The following is an 18,990-nucleotide window of genomic DNA, read 5'->3' on the forward strand; positions in this document are numbered from 1 at the left end:
TCTAAATCCCTCCACCGTATAGATTGACATTAGATCGAGTCATGAATTTCGTGACTATCAGTTCCCGCTAGTCGTCCAACATTTCCCAGCCGTACTTGCGAACGATTCTCTTAGGTTTTTTCATACTCTCGTACGAGAGCAACATTAACTCCACGAATCTACAGTGGAATCACAGCCTTTTACTCCTAGAAATGAGACACAGAGCCCCATGTCCACAGAAACTGGATCCGCCCCAAAGTTCGTTAACGGCGATGTATCTTTTTGGATGCGCAGCACCGAAACACCAGTGAGGCGCCCTGCCCTTGATGGCCACACCACAGCAGATGTCGCAATTATCGGTGCCGGCCTCACTGGCCTCTGGACTGCCTATTACCTTAAAAAGGCTCGGCCGAACCTGGATATCGCCATAATTGAACGCGAGTACGCCGGTTTCGGTGCATCAGGGCGCAACGGCGGTTGGATGAGCGCCGAGCCTGCCGGTCAGTTCAAACGCTACGCCAAGTCTGGAGGTCTCCAAGGCGCACGCGATTTACAACGCGAAATGTTCGGCGCGGTACGTCAGTCTGTCGAGGTCGCTCGTGCCGAAGGATTTGATGAGGACCTAGCTCACGATGGGCTAATTCACGTTGCTACCAACGCTGCGCAGCTCTCACGCCTCAGCCACCACGTAGCGGAAATGAAAGAGCAGGGATGGGGACAGAACGATGTCTTTCAATTGAGTCCCCATGAGCTAGCACAACGTGTCCATGTTGAAGGCGCCCAAGGTGGTTATTGGACTCCCCACTGCGCTCGAGTTCATCCAGCAAAATACACCCGTGGTCTGGCAAAGGTGGTTGAGGATCTTGGTGTTAAGATCTATGAGTCAACCACCGCGCTGAGCGTTGAGCAGCATCTGGTGAAAACCGACCGAGGCAATGTTTCGGCGAACTTCATCGTTGAAGCGCTCGAAGGTTATACCTCCTCACTCAAGGGTAAAGCCCGCAAGCTACTGCCAATGAACAGCAGCATGGTCATCACCGAACAACTCACCGACGCTCAGCTCAAGACCGTGGGGTGGCACGGCGGCGAACTTGTAGGCGACGCCGCACATTCCTTCACCTATATGCACCGAACACAAGACGGTCGAATCGCGATCGGTGGACGCGGCGTACCATACAATTTCCGCTCCAGCTTCGACCGCAATGGAAAGACTGCAGAATCGGCTGTCATACTGCTCAAGCAACGACTAGGTGAGCTCTTCCCGAGCCTGGCCAATGTGAACCTTGAACAGTCTTGGTCCGGAGTTCTAGGTGTACCTCGGGACTGGTGCGCCTCGGTGAATTTTGACAAGTCCTCGAACATCCTCAGCGCCGGAGGATACGTTGGGCACGGTCTTTCCGGCACAAACCTAGCAGGGCGCACGCTGCGGGATCTGATTCTTGGCGAAACCACCACACTAACCACTCTGCCTTGGATAGGGCGTCAGGCCCGCAACTGGGAAGTTGAACCGATTCGCTGGATCGGCGCCACCGCGCTCTACGGTGTATACCGTTATGCAGACAACAGGGAATACGCAAATGCACAACCTCGTACTCACTGGACCGCCCGAATGGCTAATGTCGTCAGCGGCCGCTAGTTGTAGTTCCCCGCGAGGTTGTGAACACGATCTGACGGAGTAAGACCACCGATCCCGGTATGGGGTCGATGATAATTATAGTGATGAAGCCAGGCGCCGTAGGCTGCGGCCCTGGCTTCTTCGCTGTCATAAGCCCTCACGTACGCCCATTCCTGCGACAACGTCCGGTTGAACCGTTCGACTTTCCCATTGGTCTGAGGTCGATACGGTCGGGTGCGCCGGTGCTTCACGCCCGGCCCCAACGCCTGGGCGAACACCTTGGAACGGTAGCAGGAACCGTTATCGGTCATCACCGCGGTGACGGCAATGCCGGCCGCGGCGAAGAATCCACGGGCTCGCTCCCAGAACCGGCTGCGGTTTCCTTCTTCTCGTCATTGAGGATTTCGAAAATAGGCCAGCTTCGAATGGTCATCGACCGCGTGATGCAGGAAAAGATAGCCCCGTGACCCCTTGGCGCCCTGGCGTGCCGCACGGTCCCGCGCGGCACCGGCCTGGCGGTCTTGGGCTGAACCGCGACCATGCGCGCGCCAGCCTCCGCCCTTTGGGATGCAGCCAAGTTTCTTGATGTCCACATGCACCAGCTCGCCCGGTGTCTGCTTCTCGTAGCGCACAGGGCGGGGCTTGCGTACCGGTAGCCCGGTGGCCTGGTCCAGATGCGCCAGTTTGGGCATCCGGTAGCGGTCCAGGACGCGTCCGACGGTGCTACGGGGAATGCCGAGGTGGTAGCTGATCCGGTGTGGTCCCCATTGCCGGTTGAAGCGTAGGGCGATGATGCGGCGTTCGTTCTTGCGGCACAGTCGTGTCGGAGAGCAACTAGGGCGTGAGGAGCGGTCGTCGAGGGATTCGTTGGCATGGTATCTCGTTGCCCATTTTTTTGGCTGTTGCGGGCGAGACCTGGAATCGTTCGGCGGCGCGGCGGATGGGCCAGTGCTCATCGATGATCAAGGACGCTAGGCGTCGTCTTCCTTCGGGCGTCAGTGGTGCGTTAGCGTGGGACATGAAGACCTCCGTGCACGATGGTGAGTGTGGTAACCCACATCCTGCCGGAGGTCTTCTTCATTCGCTAGTGTTCACAACGTCCCGGGGAACTACAGCTAGTGGCCACGTCCTTCAAATCGATAAATCGTGAACAACACAACAGGCCCAGACCGAGTCCCCAAGGCTAAAGCCCTACCCATTCTGAACTGCCTGAAGTGAAATGCTGTTTCTTCCAGATGGGGACCTCGGCCTTGATGCGTTCCACCAGGTTCTCGATGGCGTCGAATGCTTCCTTGCGGTGTGCCGCTGCCGAGGCAGCGACCAGCGCGGCGTCGCCGATCTTCAGTGGACCCACGCGGTGCACTGCGGAAAGCTTGAGCCCGGTGTGTTCTTCTTCCTCGGCAATGATTTTCTCCAGGAAATCCTGAGCCTGCGGGTGATGCGAGTAGTCAAGGGAATTCACCGACTGGCCGCCGTCATGGTTGCGAATGATGCCGTGGAAGAGCACCACCGCGCCTGCAGTATCGGATTGCACAGCATCGCGCACTGCGGCCTCGTCGATAGGTTCTTCGGTGATCAACGCGTAGCTCATGAGTGGGCTCCTTCAGTGTGTGCGTGTTCGGCCAGCAGCTGCGGGGCCACTTCAGCCAGTGCGGGAAGCCCGCCTTCAAGGTAGTTTGTTTTGATGCCCCGGCCAGCGAGCAAGGCGGCCGCGCGTTGCGAGCGCGGACCGCGTGCGCAGTAAACCGTTACTTGAGCCGGGGTCTGCTCCAGCCCTGCGCCGGATTCGATAGCTGCTTCCAGCGCAGGCAGGGGCAGATGCAAGGAACCGGCGATGTGCTGTTGTGCGCGTTCGTCATCATTGCGCACATCCAACAAGGCTGGCGCTTTATCGCCAGATAGTTCTTCTGCGAGCGCCTTGGCATCAATGCCCTGGACCTCTGGCAGAGAACCGGAACAGAAGAGCACGTAGTCGATCAGCTCGGTGACTTCAGCACCTTCGGGATCCCGGGAGAATTCGAGGGTGCGCGTGCTGGCTGCCAGCGCATCGTAGATCAGAACCTTACCCACCAGCGGGGTGCCGATTCCGGCGATCAGCTTCAGCGCTTCGGTGGCCAGCAGCGAACCGACAGTGCCGCACAATCCGGGCAGCACTCCCCCGGCGGCGCAGTCCGGCACGGTGCCAGGGGCAGGAGGAACCGGGAACAGGTCGCGGTAGCCCGGGCCATGCTCATGCCAGGCCACGGAGACTTGTCCGTGGTGCTGCAGGATGGATCCCCAGATCAGCGGAATGCCCGAAAGCTGCGCTGCGTCGTTGGAAAGGTAGCGGGTCGGGAAGTTGTCGCTGCCATCGATGACCAGGTCATAATTCGCAAAGATCTCTAGTGCGTTGGAAGAATCCAGGCGCAGATTATGCTCGATGATCGTCACATTGGGGTCCAGCGACTTGGCAGCCTGCGCCAGGGAAGAGGTCTTGGCCAGGCCGATATTTGCCGTGGTGTGCGTGACCTGGCGGTGCAGATTGGATAGTTCCACCACGTCATCATCAACGATGCCGATGGTGCCTACCCCCGCTCCGACAAGATACGGAACGCTGGCGCTGCCTAGCCCTCCGGCGCCGATTACCAGTACGCGGGCGGCAGCCAGCCTGCGCTGCGCGGTGTCATCAAATCCGGGCAGGGTCAGTTGGCGTGCGGCGCGAGCAGCCTGTTCCTCGCTCAGTGGCGGCCCGGGGGCCACCAGCGCGGGAAAGTCGCGTTCACTTTTCATCGTGCTCCTTATCGCGTTGGCGCGGTAGCATGAAGTCATGTCGAAGATTACAATACGCTACTTCGCTGCCGCGGCGGCAGCAGCTGGCTGCGAGCAGGAGAGCTGGGAACGCCCGCAAACGCTCGCCGGGCTGCGTAGCGAACTGATCGATTCCTACGGGCCAGAAATGGCACAGGTTTTGCGTGCCGGAAGTTTCCTGGTCAACGGCGTGGTGCGCCGAGATGCCGGAGAACTGGGCTCGGCCGAAGATCTCACAGTGGACGTACTGCCACCGTTTGCTGGAGGATAGCCGATGACCTGCACCCTGGAGAATCATCGCGCAGAACTTGAAACGCTGTTGTCCCCGGTCTTCGCTTCCCTGGACAGCGAAAAGCTGTTGGCTGATAGCCCCGAGGCAAACGGCCGCATCCTCAGCGAGGATCTGTACGCCCTTTTGCCCATCCCCGCATTCACCAATTCGCAAATGGACGGCTACGCTGCACGCAGCGCGGACTTGGCGACGGCAACGCCGCAGTCCCCTGTCACCTTGCCATTGGGTTTCACGGCGGCCGCCGGCGACCGGCAAATCACCTTGGCTGAAGGAACTGCCAGCCCGGTGATGACCGGGGCCATGATCCCGCTGGGGGCCGATACCGTGATCCCCATCGAGGAAAGCAGCTCCGGGGCTTTCCCGGACTTGGTTCGGGCAGGCCGTGGCACCCCGAGCGGAAACGCGGAGTTCACTGCTCCCAGCGAACCAGGCCGTTTCATCCGCCCCGCCGGCGTCGACCTTGAAGCCGGCGCCTTGGTGGCCCAGGCCGGAACCCGGCTGACCCCGACCATGATTGCTGCATTGGTTTCCAGTGGACTGCGTGAAGTACCGGTACGCCGCGCATTGAAGGTGGCCGTGTGCACTACCGGTGACGAGCTCAGTGATGATCAGCCTTCCCAGGGCCAGATCCCGGACTCGAACTCCCCCATGCTCACCGCCTGGCTGCGCCAATACCAGGTGAAGGTGCGCACCCTGCAATTGCCAGATGATCCAAAGCGCTTCGCGCTGACTATTGATGCCTTGCAGGAACAGGTTGACCTGATTCTGACCGTAGGCGGAATCAGCGCCGGAGCTTATGAAGTGGTCCGCCAGGCTCTTGCGCCGCTGGGCGGTGCGTTCCACCACGTGGCAATCCAGCCTGGTGGTCCGCAAGGCTTCGCCCAGCTGCCCCAGGCAGCGGTGCTGTGCTTCCCCGGCAACCCGGTCAGTGCGCTGCTATCGGCTGAACTATTTTTGGCCCCGCTGCTGCGCAAGCTCAACGCCTTGCCCGATCCGGTGCCGCAGCACTACCCGCTGGCAGCCGATGCCAACTCCCCCGAGCACAAGCACCAGGTGCGCAGGGCAGTGATCCGCGATGGCCAGGTCGCCATCCTGGATCCGGGGTCCCATCTGGTCCACGACCTGGCCCGCGCCGATGCGCTGGTGCACATCCCGGTAGGCGTCAGCCAGCTGGCGGCCGGCCAAAGCATTGAAACTTGGAGCATGAATGTCTGAGAAACTCACCCACCTGCGCGAAGATGGCAGCGCTCATATGGTCGACGTCAGCGACAAGGCGGTCACCAAGCGGGTGGCTACCGCCGAGGCCATCTTTGCCACCCGCCCGGATGTCGTCCCGATGCTGATGACCGGAGACCTGCCCAAGGGCGAGGCGCTGGGTACCGCACGCATCGCTGGCATCATGGCGGCCAAGCGCACCTGGGAACTGGTCCCGCTGTGCCATCCGCTGCCGATTTCCAAGGTGTCCATTGATTTCACCGCCGAGGAATCGGCCGTGCGAGTCACCGCCCAGGTGACCACCAAGGGTGTCACCGGAGTGGAGATGGAAGCATTGACCGCCGCCAGTGTCGCCGCGCTGACCCTCTACGACATGGTCAAGGCCGTGGACAAGCACGCCGAGGTCCGCTCGGTGAAGGTGCTGTCCAAGTCCGGTGGCAAGAGCGGGGACTGGGTTCGTGGAGAGTAGCCGCACAGCGGCCGTGGTGGTCGCCTCGACCAGCGCCGCGGCCGGCAAAGCAGAAGACAAGACCGGCCCGCTGATCACCCGGTGGCTGTCCGAGCGCGGTTTCGCCACCGGGCAGCCGACGGTGGTAGCCGACGGGCAGCCGGTGCGTTTCGCCGTGGATGAGCTGCTGGCCAATGGCAGCCAGGTAGTGATCGTCACCGGCGGGACCGGGGTCTCGCCGGATGACCAATCCCCCGAAATGGTTGCCCCGCTGCTGGATGTCCAGTTGCCCGGTATCATCGAGGCCATCCGCCGGCGCGGAGAGGCCTCAACCCCGATGTCCATCATTACCCGCGGGGTGGCAGGATTCGCCGGCAGCAGCTTCGTGATCACGTTGCCCGGATCCACCGGCGGGGTGAAGGACGGGCTGGACGTCCTGGATCTGATCCTGGAGCACCTGCTGGCCCAGCGCGGCGGCGGTGCCGGGCACGGCCCGCGCTAAAGTTTTCCTGCATCTCAATTGACCAGAAAGGCCGCCACGTTGAGCATCGAACCCGGCATCTACCAGCATTTCAAGGGACAGCGCTATGAGGTGCTGGCCGTGGGAAAGCACAGCGAGACCGAAGAGCCGCTGGTCTTCTACCGCAAGCTCTACGATGACTACAGCTTCTGGGCCCGGCCGCTTCAAATGTTCGCGGAACACGTTGAACGCGACGGCTACAGCGGACCGCGGTTCGCCAGGATCGCATAGGTCCGGTCGCGGAATTCCCTGGCTCTACTGCGAGTCGGCCTCGTTATAGCGTGCCAAGGCTTCGGCAAAGGTGGAGATCTGCTCTTCGCTCCAGCCATCCAGGCGGTCGGCTACCGCGGCGCGGTGCACTGCGGCGGATGCCTGGAGCCGATCGCTTCCCAGCTCAGTCAGTTCCAGTACGCGCCCGCGCCCTGATTCGGTAGCGTCATAGGCGGCATACCCCAAGTCCAGCAACGTACCGACCTGCCGGGAAACTGTCGACCGGTTCAGCGAGAACGCCTCGGCAATGTCGGTGGCCCGAGTTCCGGGAGTATCGGCAATGAAGCGCAGCAGGGAATGCTCCACGAGCGTCAACGGCTCGGCCAGCTGGCGGGAGCGCGAATTTGCCCGCCGGGTAATCAGTTGCATGTGGTGGAAAATCGATTGGATGTCGGCTTCGCGCTGTTCCTTGCCCATGTACCGAGTCTAGTACCCAGGGCTTCATCGGAATCTTAAAGTTGCATCATGCAACATTAAGAGTATTCTTGGGTGCTGATGACTCTCACCGACACCGCCCCGCGCCCATCCTCCGACTCCACGCAGACCGTCTCCGTGGACGCAAAGCCGTCCCCTGCGCCCAAGCGGGCACCGCTGGGCTGGGGAAAGCTGGCCTTGACCATGCTGATCCCGTTCTTCCTGTGCGCAATCATGGGCTTGTTCTATCTGGGCGCATTCCATGCACCCAGTCCGCACAACGTGCAGGTAGCAGTCGTCGGCGGTTCCGCGCAGTCCAAGGTCTTCGCCCAAACCTTGCAGGATGAATCCGACGGCGCCTTGGGAGTGCGCACCGTCGCTGATGCCGCGCAGGCTCGGAAACTGGTCGGACAGCGCGAGCTCGCGGCCGCCTACGAAACAGGCAACGGCACCGCAACGCTGTACATTTCCAGCGCAGCATCGGAAACGTCGGCGAATATCGCCCAGAAGATCTTCATGGACGTGGCCTATGAGCAGGACCTGCCCTTGCGCATCGAGGATGTCGTGCCCACGGGAGCGCAGGACACCACCGGGCAGGGCCTGTTCTTCCTGCTGGTTGCATTGAGCATTGGCGGCTATGCCAGCGCCGTTCCGCTGGCCGGGTTCATGGGCAAGGTCAAGTTGCCGGTGCGCCTGTTCCTGGCGGCGGTCGCCGCCGCAGTGGTTGCCACGATCGCAGTGATCATCGCAGGCCCGGTCTACGGGATCATCGAGTCCCGGTTCACGGGCATCTGGTTGACTTCCTGGGTTTATGCCGCCGGCATCACCTTGCTGGGCCTGGGCCTGCATCCGCTGCTGCGCCACTGGACCACCCCAGTGCTGACGCTATGCTTCGTCGCGTTGAACTTCACGAGCTCCGGCGGCATCTTCCAGCCCCAGATGCAGCCCGGCTTCTATGGTGCACTGAACTCGTTCTGGAATGGCGCAGGGTGGCTGCATGCTGTGCAGACCCTGGTCTACTTTCCCGAGCAGTCCATTAGCATTGATATCCTGCGGCTGCTGTTGTGGCTCATTCCCGGGATCCTGCTGGTGATCCTGACCCACGCCTGGAGCGTGCACAGAACCCGCATCGCGAACGAGCATGCCGCGATCCAGGACGTCGAAGAGGCTGTCGCGGCCTAGCCGGCAGGCAGTCTTGATCGTGCTTTGGCCAGCGCGCGCCGCAGTCCGTCGACCGCATCACCCATCGCCGGGGTGCCGGCATCCTGGAATGATCCCATGCCACCCCGATATAGCCGCATCGCCTGAGCGGTGGCGGCACGCAACTCCTTGCGGGTCGATACCTGACCAAACAGCTCATCGAGCGACTGTGCCACGCCCGCCCGCTGCGCATCGCCGTCCATTGCCGCCGCCTCGCGCAGTTTCGAGATGGCTTGCCGGATCTCGCGCAGGCGCTTCTCTACCGTGTGCATGGTTCTAGGCTAGCCGCCTCCTTGCTGCCGGCGCTATTTGCCCAACGCGGCGCGCACTTGCGGCAGCACCTCGGTGGCCAGCAGCTCGATGGAGCGCAAGGTCTGCGCCTGCGAAAGGCCGCCAAGCCCCACCTGCGCCAGGAAGCGGGTGTGGCCCAGCATCTCGTGCTCCCACAGGATCTTGTCCACGATTTCTGCCGGACTGCCGGCAAAGAGCGCCCCGCGCGGGGAGGCCCATGCCTCGAAGGACTCCCGATCCAGAAATCCTGCACGCGGCATGTTCTGCCCGATGTAGGAGCTGTAATGCGGGTAGAAGCTGTTCCGGGCGCCCTGCGAGGTTTCCTCGGCATAGAAGTGCGAGGTTACCCCGATGCGTCCTGGCTCGCGCCCGGCTTCGTGCGCGGCACGGCGATAGAGCTGGGCCAGCGGCCCGAAGCGTTCAGGTGCGCCGAGGATCGCCAGATACAGCGGCAATCCTAGCCGGCCGGCACGCACCGCCGAGGCCGGCGTGCCGCCCACGGCCGCCCAGATGGGCAGTTGCTCCTGATCCGGACGAGGCCAGACCCCCGCCTCGTCCAACGGCGCGCGGGTGTTCCCGCTCCAGGTCACGGGGTTTTCGTCGCGGATCTTCAGCAGCAGATCCAGCTTTTCCTCGAAGTACTCGTCATAGCGTTCCAGCGACTGGCCGAAGAGCGGGAAGGATTCCAGGTACGCCCCGCGGCCGGCAGTGATTTCGGCGCGGCCGCCGCTGACCAGATCCACGGTGGAGAAGTCCTCGAACACGCGCACCGGGTCGGCGGATGAAAGCACCGTGACGGTACTGGTCAGCTTGATGCTCTGGGTTTGCACCGCGGCGGCAGCGAGCACTACCGGCGGGGCGGAGACTGCGAAGTCCTCGCGGTGATGCTCGCCCACGCCAAAGACGTCCAGTCCGGCTTGGTCTGCGACCCGGGCCCATTCCAGGATGTCGCGCACCCTGGTGGCCGCATCGATGGGCTTGCCGTCGGCATCCCTGGTCAGTTCCCCGAAGGTGAAGATGCCGATTTCAAAGGGCGCGCCCTGGCTCATGCGTTGCCTGCCGCCTTCGCATCCAGCTGCGCGGAAATGTGGCTGCGCACGTCGTTCAGCTCATCCATGTTGATGCTGTGGGCCAGCCCCGGGTAGGTGCGTTCATTCAGGGTCGAGTGCTCGGGCAGGAACCCGGCGGTCCGTTCGATGGCGACCGGGGCGATGACCCGGTCTTCGGTGCCGCGGCCCCAGAAGACGGCGGGGCGCTGGGCGGCGATGATTTCATCGGCTGGCTGGGTGCCGCCAAGCACGAAGCCGCCGAGGATCGTGGTGGCCAGGACGCGCTCGGGACGGGTGCGCAGCAGCTGGCTGGCCATCAGCCCGCCCTGGGAGAAACCGACCGGAATGATCTTGGTGGAGGCGTCCGCATTTGCGTCGATCCAGGCCCAGATGGCTGCGGTGGCAGCTTCCACCGGTGCCGCGACGGGGACGCCCGGTGTGGCGATCTGGAACCAGGCGGCCCCGCCGTGGCCCAATTCCAGTGGTGCGCGCAGTGAAACCCACGGCATTTCCAGGCCCAGCGGTTCGGCCAGCGAGGCCAGGTCGTGCTCATTGGAGCCGAAGCCATGCAGGAAGACCAGCACGGCGCCGGATTCCGCGGCGTCATCCCAGTTGGAAGAACGTACATCGCTCAACAGGTTGCTCATGGCAGGTCAGCTCCTCATCAGTTGCCGGAGGCGGAAGTGCAGCTTTCGCAGCAACCCTCCCGGCAGAGTTCATAGTCCAAGCATACTGGAATTGATTGAAGATACAAGTAAATTTTTTCAATCCAACTCGTCACATGCACCCGACCAGGCCCATTCGGAATCTCTGAAGCGAGCTACACTGCGATCCAGTTCACCCCCTGCCAAGAGTCGCGAGGCTGCAGCACGAACCTGCTGGTCAACAAAGTTAATCCCGGCCCGGAATCGGCCCGAAGCGAATGCGAAAACTCGGGGATTCCCCTTGGCGGAATCATTGAAACCGGAGGTGTCCCAGCCCACTTCACGCAAGAATTCGGCGGCAGAAAACTCTGGACAGCGATCAAAATTGCTGTGATCATTTCCTTTTACTACTGGCCGGTAGCAAGTTTCTTCCAACTTTTACCCGAAGGACCACCATGCAACGACGCATACTCTCCGGTCTGGGCGCACTGTGCCTGGCCGCCGCAGCACTCGCCGCTCCGGCCGTCGCGCCAAGCCCGGCAAGCACCGCGCAAGCCGGCACGGTTTCCACTCTTGGCATCAGCCCAGTGGGAGCCAACGACTGGGACTGCACGCCCGATGCAGAACACCCCTACCCCGTAGTCCTGGTTCACGGCACCTTTGAAACGATGGACCTCAACTGGATCTCCCTGTCTCCCAAGCTCAAGCGCAACGGCTATTGCGTTTTCGCACTGAACTACGGCTTTGAAAACGGGCTTTCCGGGGCCGCGCATGTCCCCGACTCGGCGGCCGAACTGGGCGATTTCATTGACCGCATCCGCCAGTCCACCGGTGCCAAGAAGGTGGACATCGTCGGGCACAGCCAAGGCGGAATGATGCCGCGCTGGTACATGGGCCACATGGGCGGTGCGAAGTACGTCAACGACCTGGTGTCGATCGCTCCATCCAGCCACGGCACCCAGGGCATCCTGGTCCCGACCGCCACTGGTGTGGCAATTGCCAACAGCATTGACACTTGGATCTGCGATTCCTGCGCCGACCAGGTGTCCGGCAGCGACTTCATGACCGAGCTGAATGCCATCGGCGACACCGTTGCCGGCCCGGACTATACGGTAATTGCCACCAAGTACGACGAGATCGTCATGCCCTACAAATCGCAGTTCCTGAAGGGAGAGAGCGAACAGGTGACCAACGTCCTGCTGCAGGACAAATGCCCATTGAATATCTCGGGACACCTCGGCGTGAACGTTGATCCGGTGGTCCATCGCTGGGTGCTCAACGCCCTGGCCACCGATGGCCCGGCAGACCCCGGCTACCGCCCATCCTGCTACCTGTAAGCAGGCCAGTACGCGTCCCGGCATCGCCTCCCGGTGCCGGGACGCACCCGGAGCACCCCTAGGCAGTGCGCCAGCCAGCTACTAGATTGGTGGCCATGGACGTACTTTCCAGCAGGGTGCTGCTGCGGCCGGTGGATCTGGCCGCAACCCAGCGGTTCTACCGCGAAGTGCTGCAGCTGGCCGTGGCCCGGGAATTCGGTCCGGCCGAGCAACCAGGCGTGGTGTTCTTCTTGGGCAATGGCCAGCTGGAAGTCTCCGGGCGCAGGGCGCCTGGCACGCCCTCCACCTTGGTGCTCTGGATGCAGGTGCGGGATGTGCGCGCGGAACTGGAACAACTGTCCGCCCGCGGCGCGAAGGTGCTCCGCGAGGCATGCCAGGAGGACTGGGGCCTGGTCGAGGCATGGATCGAGGATCCCGACGGAACCAGGATCGTGCTGGTGCAGGTGCCGGCAGATCATCCGCTGCGCCGGGACGTGCGCGGGCCGCGAAAATAAAAGCTGGCGTGCGTGCCGTGCCCGTGGCAAGCTGAAACCGAGCGCCGCTGAGGAGGTCGGCGGCCCGTGGAAAAGGGGCATGCCATGCGTTTCGACCCGTCCAGGACTGCAGTGGTGTCCATCCACAATCAATGGGACATCATCGGGCCCGATGGCGCCTTCGCGCACCTGTTCCACGAGCAGATCACCGCCCGGAACGTGGTGGGCAAACTGTCCGGGCTGCTGGACCAGGCCCGCACGGCCGGCGCCACCATCATCTACACCCGCATCGCCTTCGCCCCGGACTACAGCGACCTGGTGCCCAATTCCCCGCTGCTGCAGCTGGTGCAGCAGGCAGGCGCCCTGGTGGACGGCACCGGATCGGCGGCCATCATCCAGCCGCTGCTGCCTGGCCCCGGCGACGCGGTGATCACCAACCAGCAGGTCGGCGGCTTCGGCACCGAACTAGCTGGGCTGCTCGAATCCGGTGGCATCGACACCCTGCTGATTGCCGGGGTGGCGACGAATATCTCGGTGGAAAGCACCGCCCGGGCGGCTGTGGACCACGGCTGCCGGGTAGTGATCGTGGAAGATGCCTGCTCGGCGGCCGCCGAGGCCGCCCATGCGGCGAGCATCGAATCGCTCGGGCTGCTCGCCACGATCACCGGCTGCGCCGACATCCAATGGGATCCGGCCGCTGGCTGATCCACTGCGGCCGCTAGCGGCTGGCGGCCAGCGCCTCGCGCACCTGCTGCGCGGCTTCGAGAAGCCGCGGCAGCACCGCCTGGGCGGCATCCTGCGCGGTGCCAGCGGTATTCGGATGCACGCTCATCGACACGTTCATCGCGGCCACCACGGTGCCATCGGCGCTGAACACCGGCACCGCCACCGAGCGCAACCCGATTTCCAGTTCCTGGTCCACCACCGCATAGCCCTGGGCGCGGATCTTCTCCAGTTCCTCGCGCAGCGCAGCCGCATCTCCAATGCCCAATCCGGTCATCGACTGCACCCCGGCGGACAGCACCTCCTGCTGGATTTCCGCCGGCTGGTGGGCCAGCAGCACCCGGCCCATGGAGGTATTGGCCGCAGGGAAGCGGGTGCCCACCGAAATGCCTACCCGCATGATCGAACGGGTATGCACGCGGGCGATGTAGACGATATCCGAACCGTCAAGGATGGAGGCGGAAGCCGATTCGTGCACGGCGGCCGAGAGTTCCTCGAGCACCGGTTCGATCAACTGCGGCAAGGTGGCGCTGGACAGGTAGGCATAGCCCAGCTGCAGGACCTTGGAAGTCAGCTCGAAGTGCTTGCCGTCGGTGCGCACATAGCCCAGATCCACCAGGGTCAGCAGGAACCGCCGGGCGGTGGCCCGGGACAGGTTTGTCCGGGCGGCGACCTCGGAGAGGGTCATCGACGCGTGTTCTGCGTCGAAACTGCTGATGACCGCCAAGCCCCGGGCCAGTGACTGGACCGATGCGGTTGGTGCTGCCTGCTCGCTCACCGTGCTCCTTGCGCGTGCTCAAATGATTGCGGGGTGCGCGTCCGGGTTCCCCGATGCGCACCCCACTAATCTACTGTGTCTGCTATGCCTTGGTCAGTTCCACCGGAACCTTGGCCGCCAGCTGATCGAAGCTGATGCCATGGGTGGAGCGCACGAAGACCTTCGAATCGCGCAGCTCGAAGACCGCGACTTCGGTGTAGATCCGCGAGACGCAGCCCAGGCCGGTGACCGGGTAGCTCAGCGCCTCGACGAGCTTGGATTCACCGGCCTTGGTGAACAGGCTCATCATTACCCAGGTCGCCTTGGCGCCGATGGCCAGGTCCATGGCGCCGCCCACTGCGGGGATGGCGCCTTCGGCACCGGTGTGCCAGTTGGCCAGGTCGCCGTCCTTGGAGACCTGGAAGGCGCCGAGCACGCACATATCCAGGTGCCCGCCGCGCATCATCGCGAAGGAATCAGCGTGGTGGAAGAAGGAGGCGCCGGGCAGCTCGGTGACCGGGATCTTGCCTGCATTGATCAGGTCCTCGTCGATGTCCTCGCCGGTGGCGACCGGGCCCATGCCCAGCATGCCGTTCTCGGTGTGCAGGGTAACCCCCTGCTCCTTGGTGAGGTAGTTCGAGACGTTGGTCGGCTGGCCGATGCCCAGGTTCACGAAGGCGCCGGCCGGGATGTCGGCGGCCACCAGCTGCGCCATTTCATCGCGGGTGAGCTTCGCCTCGGTGGTGCTGAATGCGCTCATTACTTTTCCCCTCCCAGTTCCACCACGGTATCCACGAAGATGCCCGGGGTGATGACGTTTTCCGGATCGATGGAACCAGCCTGGACGACCTCGTCCACCTGGACGATGGCCGCCTTGGCCGCGGTGGCCATGATCGGGCCGAAGTTGCGTGCGGTCTTGCGGTAGACCAAGTTGCCCAGCGTGTCGGCCTTCAGCGCCTTGATCAGCGCGAAGTCCGCATGGATCGGGGTTTCCAGCACATAGCCCTTGCCATCGATGATGCGGGTTTCCTTGCCCTCGGCCAGCAGCGTGCCGTAGCCGGTGGGAGTGAAGAACCAGCCAATGCCGGCCCCGGCGGCGCGGATGCGCTCGGCCAGGTTGCCCTGCGGCACCAGTTCCAGCTCGATTTCCCCGGCCCGGTAGGCCGTATCGAAGTGCCAGGAGTCGGACTGGCGCGGGAAGGAGCAGATGATCTTCTTCACCCGGCGCTCCTTGATCAGCAGGGCCAGGCCGGCATCGGCCTGCCCGGCGTTGTTGTTGACCACCGTCAGGTCGGTGGCGCCGCACTCCATGAGCGCGTCGATCAGTTCCATCGGCTGCCCGGCGTTGCCGAAGCCGCCGATCAGCACGGTGGATCCGTCGGTGATCTCGGCGACGGCGTCCGCGGCCGAGGTGGCAATACGTGGTGCCATGATGCTGCCTTTCTACAAGCTACTTGGTTGCGTTCACGTTCTCGACGACGACTGCCAGCCCCTGGCCCACGCCGATGCAGATCGCGGCGATGCCGTATCGTTCGCCGGATTCCTGCAGCCGGCGGGCGACGGTGCCCAGGATGCGCAGGCCCGAGGCGCCCAGCGGGTGGCCGATGGCGATGGCCCCGCCCCAGGCGTTGACGATCGCCGGGTCGATATCCCAGGCACGGATGCAGGCCAGCGACTGGGCGGCGAAAGCCTCGTTCAGTTCCACCGCGGCGATGTCCGACCACTTCAGGCCGGCCTTGGCCAGCGCCTTGTTGGCCGCCTCGACCGGTGCGAAGCCGAAGAACTGCGGGTCCAGGGCGGCAGCGCCGTTGGAGACAATGCGGGCAATCGGGTCTGCGCCCAGCAGTTGCCCGCCGCGCTCGGAGCCGAGGAAGGCGGCCGAGGCGCCGTCGCTCATCGGCGAGGCGTTGCCGGCGGTGACCGTGGCGTTCTCCCCGGTGCGGAAGACGGTGCGCAGCTTGGAGAGGGTTTCGGTGGTGGAATCGGCGCGGATGGTCTCGTCGCGGGTGACTTCCACCCCCCGCTTGGTTGCCGGCGGCACCGGAACCACCAGGTTCTCGTACTTGCCGGCCTCCCAGGCGGCGGCCGCCTGCTGGTGCGAGCGGGCCGAGAACTCGTCCTGGTCCTCGCGGGAGATGTTGTGCTTCTCGCGCAGCTGTTCGGTGGCCTCGCCCAGTGACACCGTCCACTGACCCGGCATGGCCGGGTTGACCAGGCGCCAGCCCAGGGTGGTGTTGGCCAGTTCCAGGTTGCTCATCGGGAACGGGCGCTCGGTCTTGGGCAGCACCCAGGGGGCGCGGGACATGGATTCGACGCCGCCGACCAGGACCAGGTCCGCGTCGCCGGTGGCGATCTGCCGGGAGGCGGCGATGGAGGCATCCAGCGAGGAGCCGCACAGGCGGTTCATCGTGGTGCCCGGCAGCGAGGTGGGCAGGCCAGCGAGCAGGGTGGCCATGCGGGCCACATTGCGGTTTTCCTCGCCGGCGCCGTTGGCGTTGCCGAAGATCGACTCGTCGATTTGCGCACTGTCCAGCTGCGGAGCGCGGGCTACCAGTTCGCGCACCACGTGGGCGGCCAGGTCGTCGGGACGGTGGCTGGACAGGGAGCCGCCGATTTTGCCGAATGGCGTGCGGATTGCGTCGTATAGGTAGGCCTGCTGCATCGTCTCACTGCTCCATCGCTATAAGATGTTCACATCGTGAACTTATGTTCGTATGTTGAACTTTACCAGTTTCCATCCATCGGGCACAAGGGTTTGGCCAGCCCCACCTGTTCGCTGTGCGAACTTTTGGTCACTATTCGAATGAGGTGCTAGTCTCACTTGGTCATGAGCTGCATCACTGCCATGGCGTCGCGTCTTCGAAAGGATCAAGATTGTCCGCGCCCACCACTAGCACCTCCCCACAACGACTCGGTGGCTGGATCGCCGCCCTCTGCTTTTTCATCGTGGTCTTCGAGGGCTACGACATCGTCGCACTGGGCGCCACAATCCCAATGCTCACCGACCCGGATGTCGGCGGCTTCAGCGTCGGAGCCATGAACTGGGTCAACACCTTCTCGCTGATCGGCGTGGGCGTGGGCGCCGCATTCATGGGCCGCTTGGCCGACCGTTTCGGTCGGCGCCGCCCACTGCTTCTCGCAGTGCTCGTCTTCTCGATCTTCACGCTGGTCTTCCCGCTCATGCCCTCGGCGTTCCTGATGGGCCTGGTGCGCTTCATCGCGGGCCTCGGGCTGGGCGGCTGCATGCCGGTAGCGCTGGCGCTGATGCAGGAGAACGCGCCGGTGGGACGCCGCGCGCTGGCCAACAACTTGCCGATGGTCGGCTACCACCTCGGCGCGGTACTGGCCTCGCTGGCTGGCAAGGCCGCCGGCGTGCACTGGTCGCTGCTCTACTACCTGGGCGGCGGCCTGGGCCTGGCGCTGCTGGCGCTGCTGTGGTTCAAGCTGCCGGATAGCGAAGTGGCTGCCGCGGATGAGCGGACCTCGGCAATGGATGTGCTCAAGCCCAAGTACCTGCGCAGCTCCATCGGCTTGTGGATTGCCGCCTTCATGGGCCTGGTGCTGGTCTACGGCCTGAATGCCTGGCTGCCGAAGATCATGGGCGCTGCCGGCTACCCGGTGGCCGATTCGCTGACCATGCTCTTCGTGCTGAACCTCGGCGCGATTGCCGGCCTGATCATCAGCGCCTACGCGGCGGATGCCAAGGGCATCAAGCTCATCTCGCTGCTCTGGTTCGCCGCGTCCGCGGTGTTCCTGCTGCTGCTGGCCGTGCCATTCGGCAGCCAGGTGCTGCTCACCGCGATCCTGTTCGTCACCGGCATCTTCGTGTTCAGCGCCCAGTGCCTGATGTATGTCTATGCCGGGCACGTGTACCCGCGCGACATGGTGGCTACCGGCATCGGCCTGGCCTCGGGCATCGGCCGCTTCGGCGCCATCATCGGCCCCTACGTCACCGGCCTGATGGTTGCCGCGGGTACCGCCTACCCGGGCGCGTTCTTCCTCTATGGCGGCGCGGCTCTGATCGCAGTCCTGGTCATCGCGCAGATCCCGAAGCCGAAGAGCGCGTAGCCGCGCGCAGCAGCTGTTCCCTGCAAGCAACGCCGGGCCCCTTCCCAAGGGGCCCGGCGTTCTTCATGCTGCGATTGAGGCGCCTTTCACCTGTGCACTGCTATTGGGCGTTGAAAGCGACATCCAGCGGCTGCCACCCGGTGGTTTCGTCGAACTCCGGCTCCTGCACAGCCAGCCGGCAGATCGATCCGATGAAGTTCCCATCCTTGTCGTAGGCGACCTCGTCCCAGGTGCTGTCGATGCCCTGGCAGGACACCGGCTCAATCTGGCCGCTCGCCTTACCCCCGGAATCGAGCACCTCGCCGGCGGCGCGTTCCATCCCGAAGTTGGCAAAGGCCACCTTGTCATCGCCATCTTCTTCCTGGAACTGGTCCAGGCTGCTGGAGATCTCGACGATGCTGAACTGCCCGTCGGCAATGCTCCCGCCCTCGGCGTACACCCGGTCGATTGCGGCGATCTGCTCCTGGCACAGCGAGCAGTCCGGAGCGGAGAATTCCTTGAGCGACGCAGTGTCTCCGGTGGCCACCGCATGGTTCAGCAGGGCTACCCAGTAGTCGGCAGCGGCTTCAAGGCCCTCCTCGGTTTCCTCCTCCAAGCCCGCAGGCGGTTGCGGCGCCTTGGCAGCCTGCTGCGCAGAATCCGAGCCGGATGCCGCCGTGGCGTCCGGCTGATTGCCGGCACCCTCCTCGGACACTCCGACGCAACCGCTGGCGGCCAGCGCCACGGCAGCCGACAGCGCAACCAGTTCCATTTTATGAATTCGAACCATGTCCACCCGCTCCTCAATAGGTACGCCCCCACCTGCAACCGACAATACATCAATCGGTTGGAAAATAGGATGCCGAGAGGCTAATTCATTCTCCGCTGCTTCGGCCTACTGGCCGCGGCCTGGAGTGGGAGGCGTTGGA

The 18,990-nt window shown here is 63.6% G+C and carries 22 protein-coding genes and 1 pseudogene; 11 read left to right on the plus strand and 12 right to left on the minus strand.

The window, feature by feature from the left end; genetic code table 11:
• The first annotated feature begins 208 nt into the window (after nt 1-208).
• Entirely contained in the window at nt 209-1,615 is a 1,407-nt protein-coding gene (locus ANI01nite_RS06220) for an NAD(P)/FAD-dependent oxidoreductase (RefSeq protein WP_141356751.1), read from the plus strand.
• Here ANI01nite_RS06220 and ANI01nite_RS06225 read toward each other — a convergent pair.
• From ANI01nite_RS06225 to ANI01nite_RS06235, 3 genes and pseudogenes are all read right to left on the minus strand, one after another.
• Nucleotides 1,612-2,614: pseudogene (locus ANI01nite_RS06225) on the minus strand (IS481 family transposase). The gene ANI01nite_RS06220 and the pseudogene ANI01nite_RS06225 sit on opposite strands and share 4 nt — an antisense overlap.
• Before the next feature lie 163 nt (nt 2,615-2,777).
• Nucleotides 2,778-3,185, minus strand: coding sequence for a molybdenum cofactor biosynthesis protein MoaE (locus tag ANI01nite_RS06230; protein ID WP_141356753.1), 408 nt, complete (start codon nt 3,183-3,185; stop codon nt 2,778-2,780).
• Entirely contained in the window at nt 3,182-4,363 is a 1,182-nt protein-coding gene (locus ANI01nite_RS06235) for a ThiF family adenylyltransferase (protein WP_141356755.1), read from the minus strand. The genes ANI01nite_RS06230 and ANI01nite_RS06235 overlap by 4 nt, the downstream gene beginning before the upstream one ends.
• Before the next feature lie 37 nt (nt 4,364-4,400).
• Between ANI01nite_RS06235 and ANI01nite_RS06240 the strand changes: the two genes are divergently transcribed.
• Genes ANI01nite_RS06240 through ANI01nite_RS06260 form a run of 5 tightly spaced genes read left to right on the plus strand, consistent with a single transcriptional unit; the run spans nt 4,401 to nt 7,087 of the window.
• Nucleotides 4,401-4,652, plus strand: coding sequence for a MoaD/ThiS family protein (locus ANI01nite_RS06240; RefSeq protein ID WP_141356757.1), 252 nt, complete (start codon nt 4,401-4,403; stop codon nt 4,650-4,652).
• 3 nt (nt 4,653-4,655) lie between these two features.
• A complete protein-coding gene (locus ANI01nite_RS06245; protein WP_141356759.1) occupies nt 4,656-5,888 on the plus strand; it encodes a molybdopterin molybdotransferase MoeA in 1,233 nt (410 codons plus the stop codon).
• Entirely contained in the window at nt 5,881-6,357 is a 477-nt protein-coding gene (gene moaC / locus ANI01nite_RS06250) for a cyclic pyranopterin monophosphate synthase MoaC (RefSeq protein ID WP_141356761.1), read from the plus strand. Before ANI01nite_RS06245 ends, moaC begins: the two co-directional genes overlap by 8 nt.
• Nucleotides 6,347-6,838 carry a MogA/MoaB family molybdenum cofactor biosynthesis protein gene (locus ANI01nite_RS06255; RefSeq protein WP_141356763.1) on the plus strand — a complete coding sequence of 164 codons (492 nt, stop codon included), beginning with the start codon at nt 6,347-6,349 and terminating at the stop codon, nt 6,836-6,838. Before moaC ends, ANI01nite_RS06255 begins: the two co-directional genes overlap by 11 nt.
• Nucleotides 6,839-6,877: 39 nt before the next feature.
• Nucleotides 6,878-7,087: a DUF1653 domain-containing protein gene (locus tag ANI01nite_RS06260; RefSeq protein ID WP_038992430.1), complete on the plus strand. Its 210-nt coding sequence runs from the start codon at nt 6,878-6,880 to the stop codon at nt 7,085-7,087.
• Nucleotides 7,088-7,111: 24 nt separating this feature from the next.
• Here the strand turns inward: ANI01nite_RS06260 and ANI01nite_RS06265 are convergent, their stop codons facing one another.
• Nucleotides 7,112-7,543 (minus strand): MarR family winged helix-turn-helix transcriptional regulator, encoded by a 432-nt coding sequence (locus tag ANI01nite_RS06265; RefSeq protein WP_141356766.1) that lies wholly within the window; start codon nt 7,541-7,543, stop codon nt 7,112-7,114.
• Nucleotides 7,544-7,621: 78 nt separating this feature from the next.
• On the opposite strand from ANI01nite_RS06265, the gene ANI01nite_RS06270 reads away from it, so the two are divergent.
• Complete coding sequence (locus ANI01nite_RS06270; protein WP_141356768.1) at nt 7,622-8,722, plus strand: hypothetical protein; 1,101 nt, start codon at nt 7,622-7,624, stop codon at nt 8,720-8,722.
• Here ANI01nite_RS06270 and ANI01nite_RS06275 read toward each other — a convergent pair.
• From ANI01nite_RS06275 to ANI01nite_RS06285, 3 genes are read right to left on the minus strand one after another with little or no spacing between them, the layout of a single operon-like run.
• Entirely contained in the window at nt 8,719-9,012 is a 294-nt protein-coding gene (locus ANI01nite_RS06275) for a hypothetical protein (RefSeq protein ID WP_141356770.1), read from the minus strand. The two genes, ANI01nite_RS06270 and ANI01nite_RS06275, sit on opposite strands and share 4 nt — an antisense overlap.
• 33 nt (nt 9,013-9,045) lie before the next feature.
• The gene (locus ANI01nite_RS06280) at nt 9,046-10,080 is read right to left on the minus strand and encodes an LLM class flavin-dependent oxidoreductase (RefSeq protein ID WP_141356772.1); all 1,035 of its coding nucleotides are present in this window, start codon (nt 10,078-10,080) and stop codon (nt 9,046-9,048) included.
• A complete protein-coding gene (locus ANI01nite_RS06285) occupies nt 10,077-10,727 on the minus strand; it encodes an alpha/beta hydrolase (RefSeq protein ID WP_141356774.1) in 651 nt (216 codons plus the stop codon). Before ANI01nite_RS06285 ends, ANI01nite_RS06280 begins: the two co-directional genes overlap by 4 nt.
• A 452-nt stretch (nt 10,728-11,179) precedes the next feature.
• Between ANI01nite_RS06285 and ANI01nite_RS06290 the strand changes: the two genes are divergently transcribed.
• From ANI01nite_RS06290 to ANI01nite_RS06300, 3 genes are all read left to right on the plus strand, one after another.
• Complete coding sequence (locus ANI01nite_RS06290) at nt 11,180-12,061, plus strand: lipase family alpha/beta hydrolase (protein WP_141356776.1); 882 nt, start codon at nt 11,180-11,182, stop codon at nt 12,059-12,061.
• A 95-nt stretch (nt 12,062-12,156) separates the two neighbouring features.
• On the plus strand, nt 12,157-12,555 hold the full coding sequence (locus ANI01nite_RS06295) for a VOC family protein (protein WP_141356778.1): 399 nt from the start codon (nt 12,157-12,159) through the stop codon (nt 12,553-12,555).
• A gap of 84 nt (nt 12,556-12,639) precedes the next feature.
• Nucleotides 12,640-13,239, plus strand: a complete 600-nt coding sequence (locus ANI01nite_RS06300; RefSeq protein ID WP_141356780.1) for a cysteine hydrolase family protein — start codon at nt 12,640-12,642, stop codon at nt 13,237-13,239.
• A 13-nt stretch (nt 13,240-13,252) separates the two neighbouring features.
• Here the strand turns inward: ANI01nite_RS06300 and ANI01nite_RS06305 are convergent, their stop codons facing one another.
• From ANI01nite_RS06305 to ANI01nite_RS06320, 4 genes are all read right to left on the minus strand, one after another.
• Nucleotides 13,253-14,035 (minus strand): IclR family transcriptional regulator domain-containing protein, encoded by a 783-nt coding sequence (locus tag ANI01nite_RS06305; protein WP_066143936.1) that lies wholly within the window; start codon nt 14,033-14,035, stop codon nt 13,253-13,255.
• Between the two features lie 82 nt (nt 14,036-14,117).
• On the minus strand, nt 14,118-14,774 hold the full coding sequence (locus ANI01nite_RS06310; protein WP_141356782.1) for a 3-oxoacid CoA-transferase subunit B: 657 nt from the start codon (nt 14,772-14,774) through the stop codon (nt 14,118-14,120).
• Nucleotides 14,774-15,445: a 3-oxoacid CoA-transferase subunit A gene (locus ANI01nite_RS06315; RefSeq protein WP_141356784.1), complete on the minus strand. Its 672-nt coding sequence runs from the start codon at nt 15,443-15,445 to the stop codon at nt 14,774-14,776. The genes ANI01nite_RS06310 and ANI01nite_RS06315 overlap by 1 nt, the downstream gene beginning before the upstream one ends.
• 19 nt (nt 15,446-15,464) lie before the next feature.
• A complete protein-coding gene (locus ANI01nite_RS06320; RefSeq protein ID WP_141356786.1) occupies nt 15,465-16,676 on the minus strand; it encodes a thiolase family protein in 1,212 nt (403 codons plus the stop codon).
• 212 nt (nt 16,677-16,888) lie between these two features.
• On the opposite strand from ANI01nite_RS06320, the gene ANI01nite_RS06325 reads away from it, so the two are divergent.
• Complete coding sequence (locus ANI01nite_RS06325; RefSeq protein ID WP_073707433.1) at nt 16,889-18,082, plus strand: MFS transporter; 1,194 nt, start codon at nt 16,889-16,891, stop codon at nt 18,080-18,082.
• Nucleotides 18,083-18,182: 100 nt separating this feature from the next.
• On the opposite strand, the gene ANI01nite_RS06330 is transcribed toward ANI01nite_RS06325, so the two are convergent.
• The gene (locus ANI01nite_RS06330) at nt 18,183-18,833 is read right to left on the minus strand and encodes a DUF6318 family protein (RefSeq protein WP_141356788.1); all 651 of its coding nucleotides are present in this window, start codon (nt 18,831-18,833) and stop codon (nt 18,183-18,185) included.
• Between the last annotated feature and the right edge of the window lie 157 nt (nt 18,834-18,990).

This window comes from Glutamicibacter nicotianae, from assembly GCF_006539525.1.
GTDB lineage: Bacteria > Actinomycetota > Actinomycetes > Actinomycetales > Micrococcaceae > Glutamicibacter > Glutamicibacter nicotianae.

Bases quoted from the DNA above. Each gene is read 5' to 3' on its own strand.
- ANI01nite_RS06285 (WP_141356774.1), bottom strand. From the start codon at position 10,727: ATGAGCAACCTGTTGAGCGATGTACGTTCTTCCAACTGGGATGACGCC.
- ANI01nite_RS06300 (WP_141356780.1), top strand. From the start codon at position 12,640: ATGCGTTTCGACCCGTCCAGGACTGCAGTGGTGTCCATCCACAATCAA.
- ANI01nite_RS06220 (WP_141356751.1), top strand. From the start codon at position 209: ATGTCCACAGAAACTGGATCCGCCCCAAAGTTCGTTAACGGCGATGTA.
- ANI01nite_RS06270 (WP_141356768.1), top strand. From the start codon at position 7,622: ATGACTCTCACCGACACCGCCCCGCGCCCATCCTCCGACTCCACGCAG.
- ANI01nite_RS06245 (WP_141356759.1), top strand. From the start codon at position 4,656: ATGACCTGCACCCTGGAGAATCATCGCGCAGAACTTGAAACGCTGTTG.
- ANI01nite_RS06230 (WP_141356753.1), bottom strand. From the start codon at position 3,185: ATGAGCTACGCGTTGATCACCGAAGAACCTATCGACGAGGCCGCAGTG.
- ANI01nite_RS06235 (WP_141356755.1), bottom strand. From the start codon at position 4,363: ATGAAAAGTGAACGCGACTTTCCCGCGCTGGTGGCCCCCGGGCCGCCA.
- ANI01nite_RS06320 (WP_141356786.1), bottom strand. From the start codon at position 16,676: ATGCAGCAGGCCTACCTATACGACGCAATCCGCACGCCATTCGGCAAA.
- ANI01nite_RS06330 (WP_141356788.1), bottom strand. From the start codon at position 18,833: ATGGAACTGGTTGCGCTGTCGGCTGCCGTGGCGCTGGCCGCCAGCGGT.
- ANI01nite_RS06290 (WP_141356776.1), top strand. From the start codon at position 11,180: ATGCAACGACGCATACTCTCCGGTCTGGGCGCACTGTGCCTGGCCGCC.
- moaC (WP_141356761.1), top strand. From the start codon at position 5,881: ATGTCTGAGAAACTCACCCACCTGCGCGAAGATGGCAGCGCTCATATG.
- ANI01nite_RS06295 (WP_141356778.1), top strand. From the start codon at position 12,157: ATGGACGTACTTTCCAGCAGGGTGCTGCTGCGGCCGGTGGATCTGGCC.
- ANI01nite_RS06315 (WP_141356784.1), bottom strand. From the start codon at position 15,445: ATGGCACCACGTATTGCCACCTCGGCCGCGGACGCCGTCGCCGAGATC.
- ANI01nite_RS06240 (WP_141356757.1), top strand. From the start codon at position 4,401: ATGTCGAAGATTACAATACGCTACTTCGCTGCCGCGGCGGCAGCAGCT.
- ANI01nite_RS06280 (WP_141356772.1), bottom strand. From the start codon at position 10,080: ATGAGCCAGGGCGCGCCCTTTGAAATCGGCATCTTCACCTTCGGGGAA.
- ANI01nite_RS06275 (WP_141356770.1), bottom strand. From the start codon at position 9,012: ATGCACACGGTAGAGAAGCGCCTGCGCGAGATCCGGCAAGCCATCTCG.
- ANI01nite_RS06310 (WP_141356782.1), bottom strand. From the start codon at position 14,774: ATGAGCGCATTCAGCACCACCGAGGCGAAGCTCACCCGCGATGAAATG.
- ANI01nite_RS06265 (WP_141356766.1), bottom strand. From the start codon at position 7,543: ATGGGCAAGGAACAGCGCGAAGCCGACATCCAATCGATTTTCCACCAC.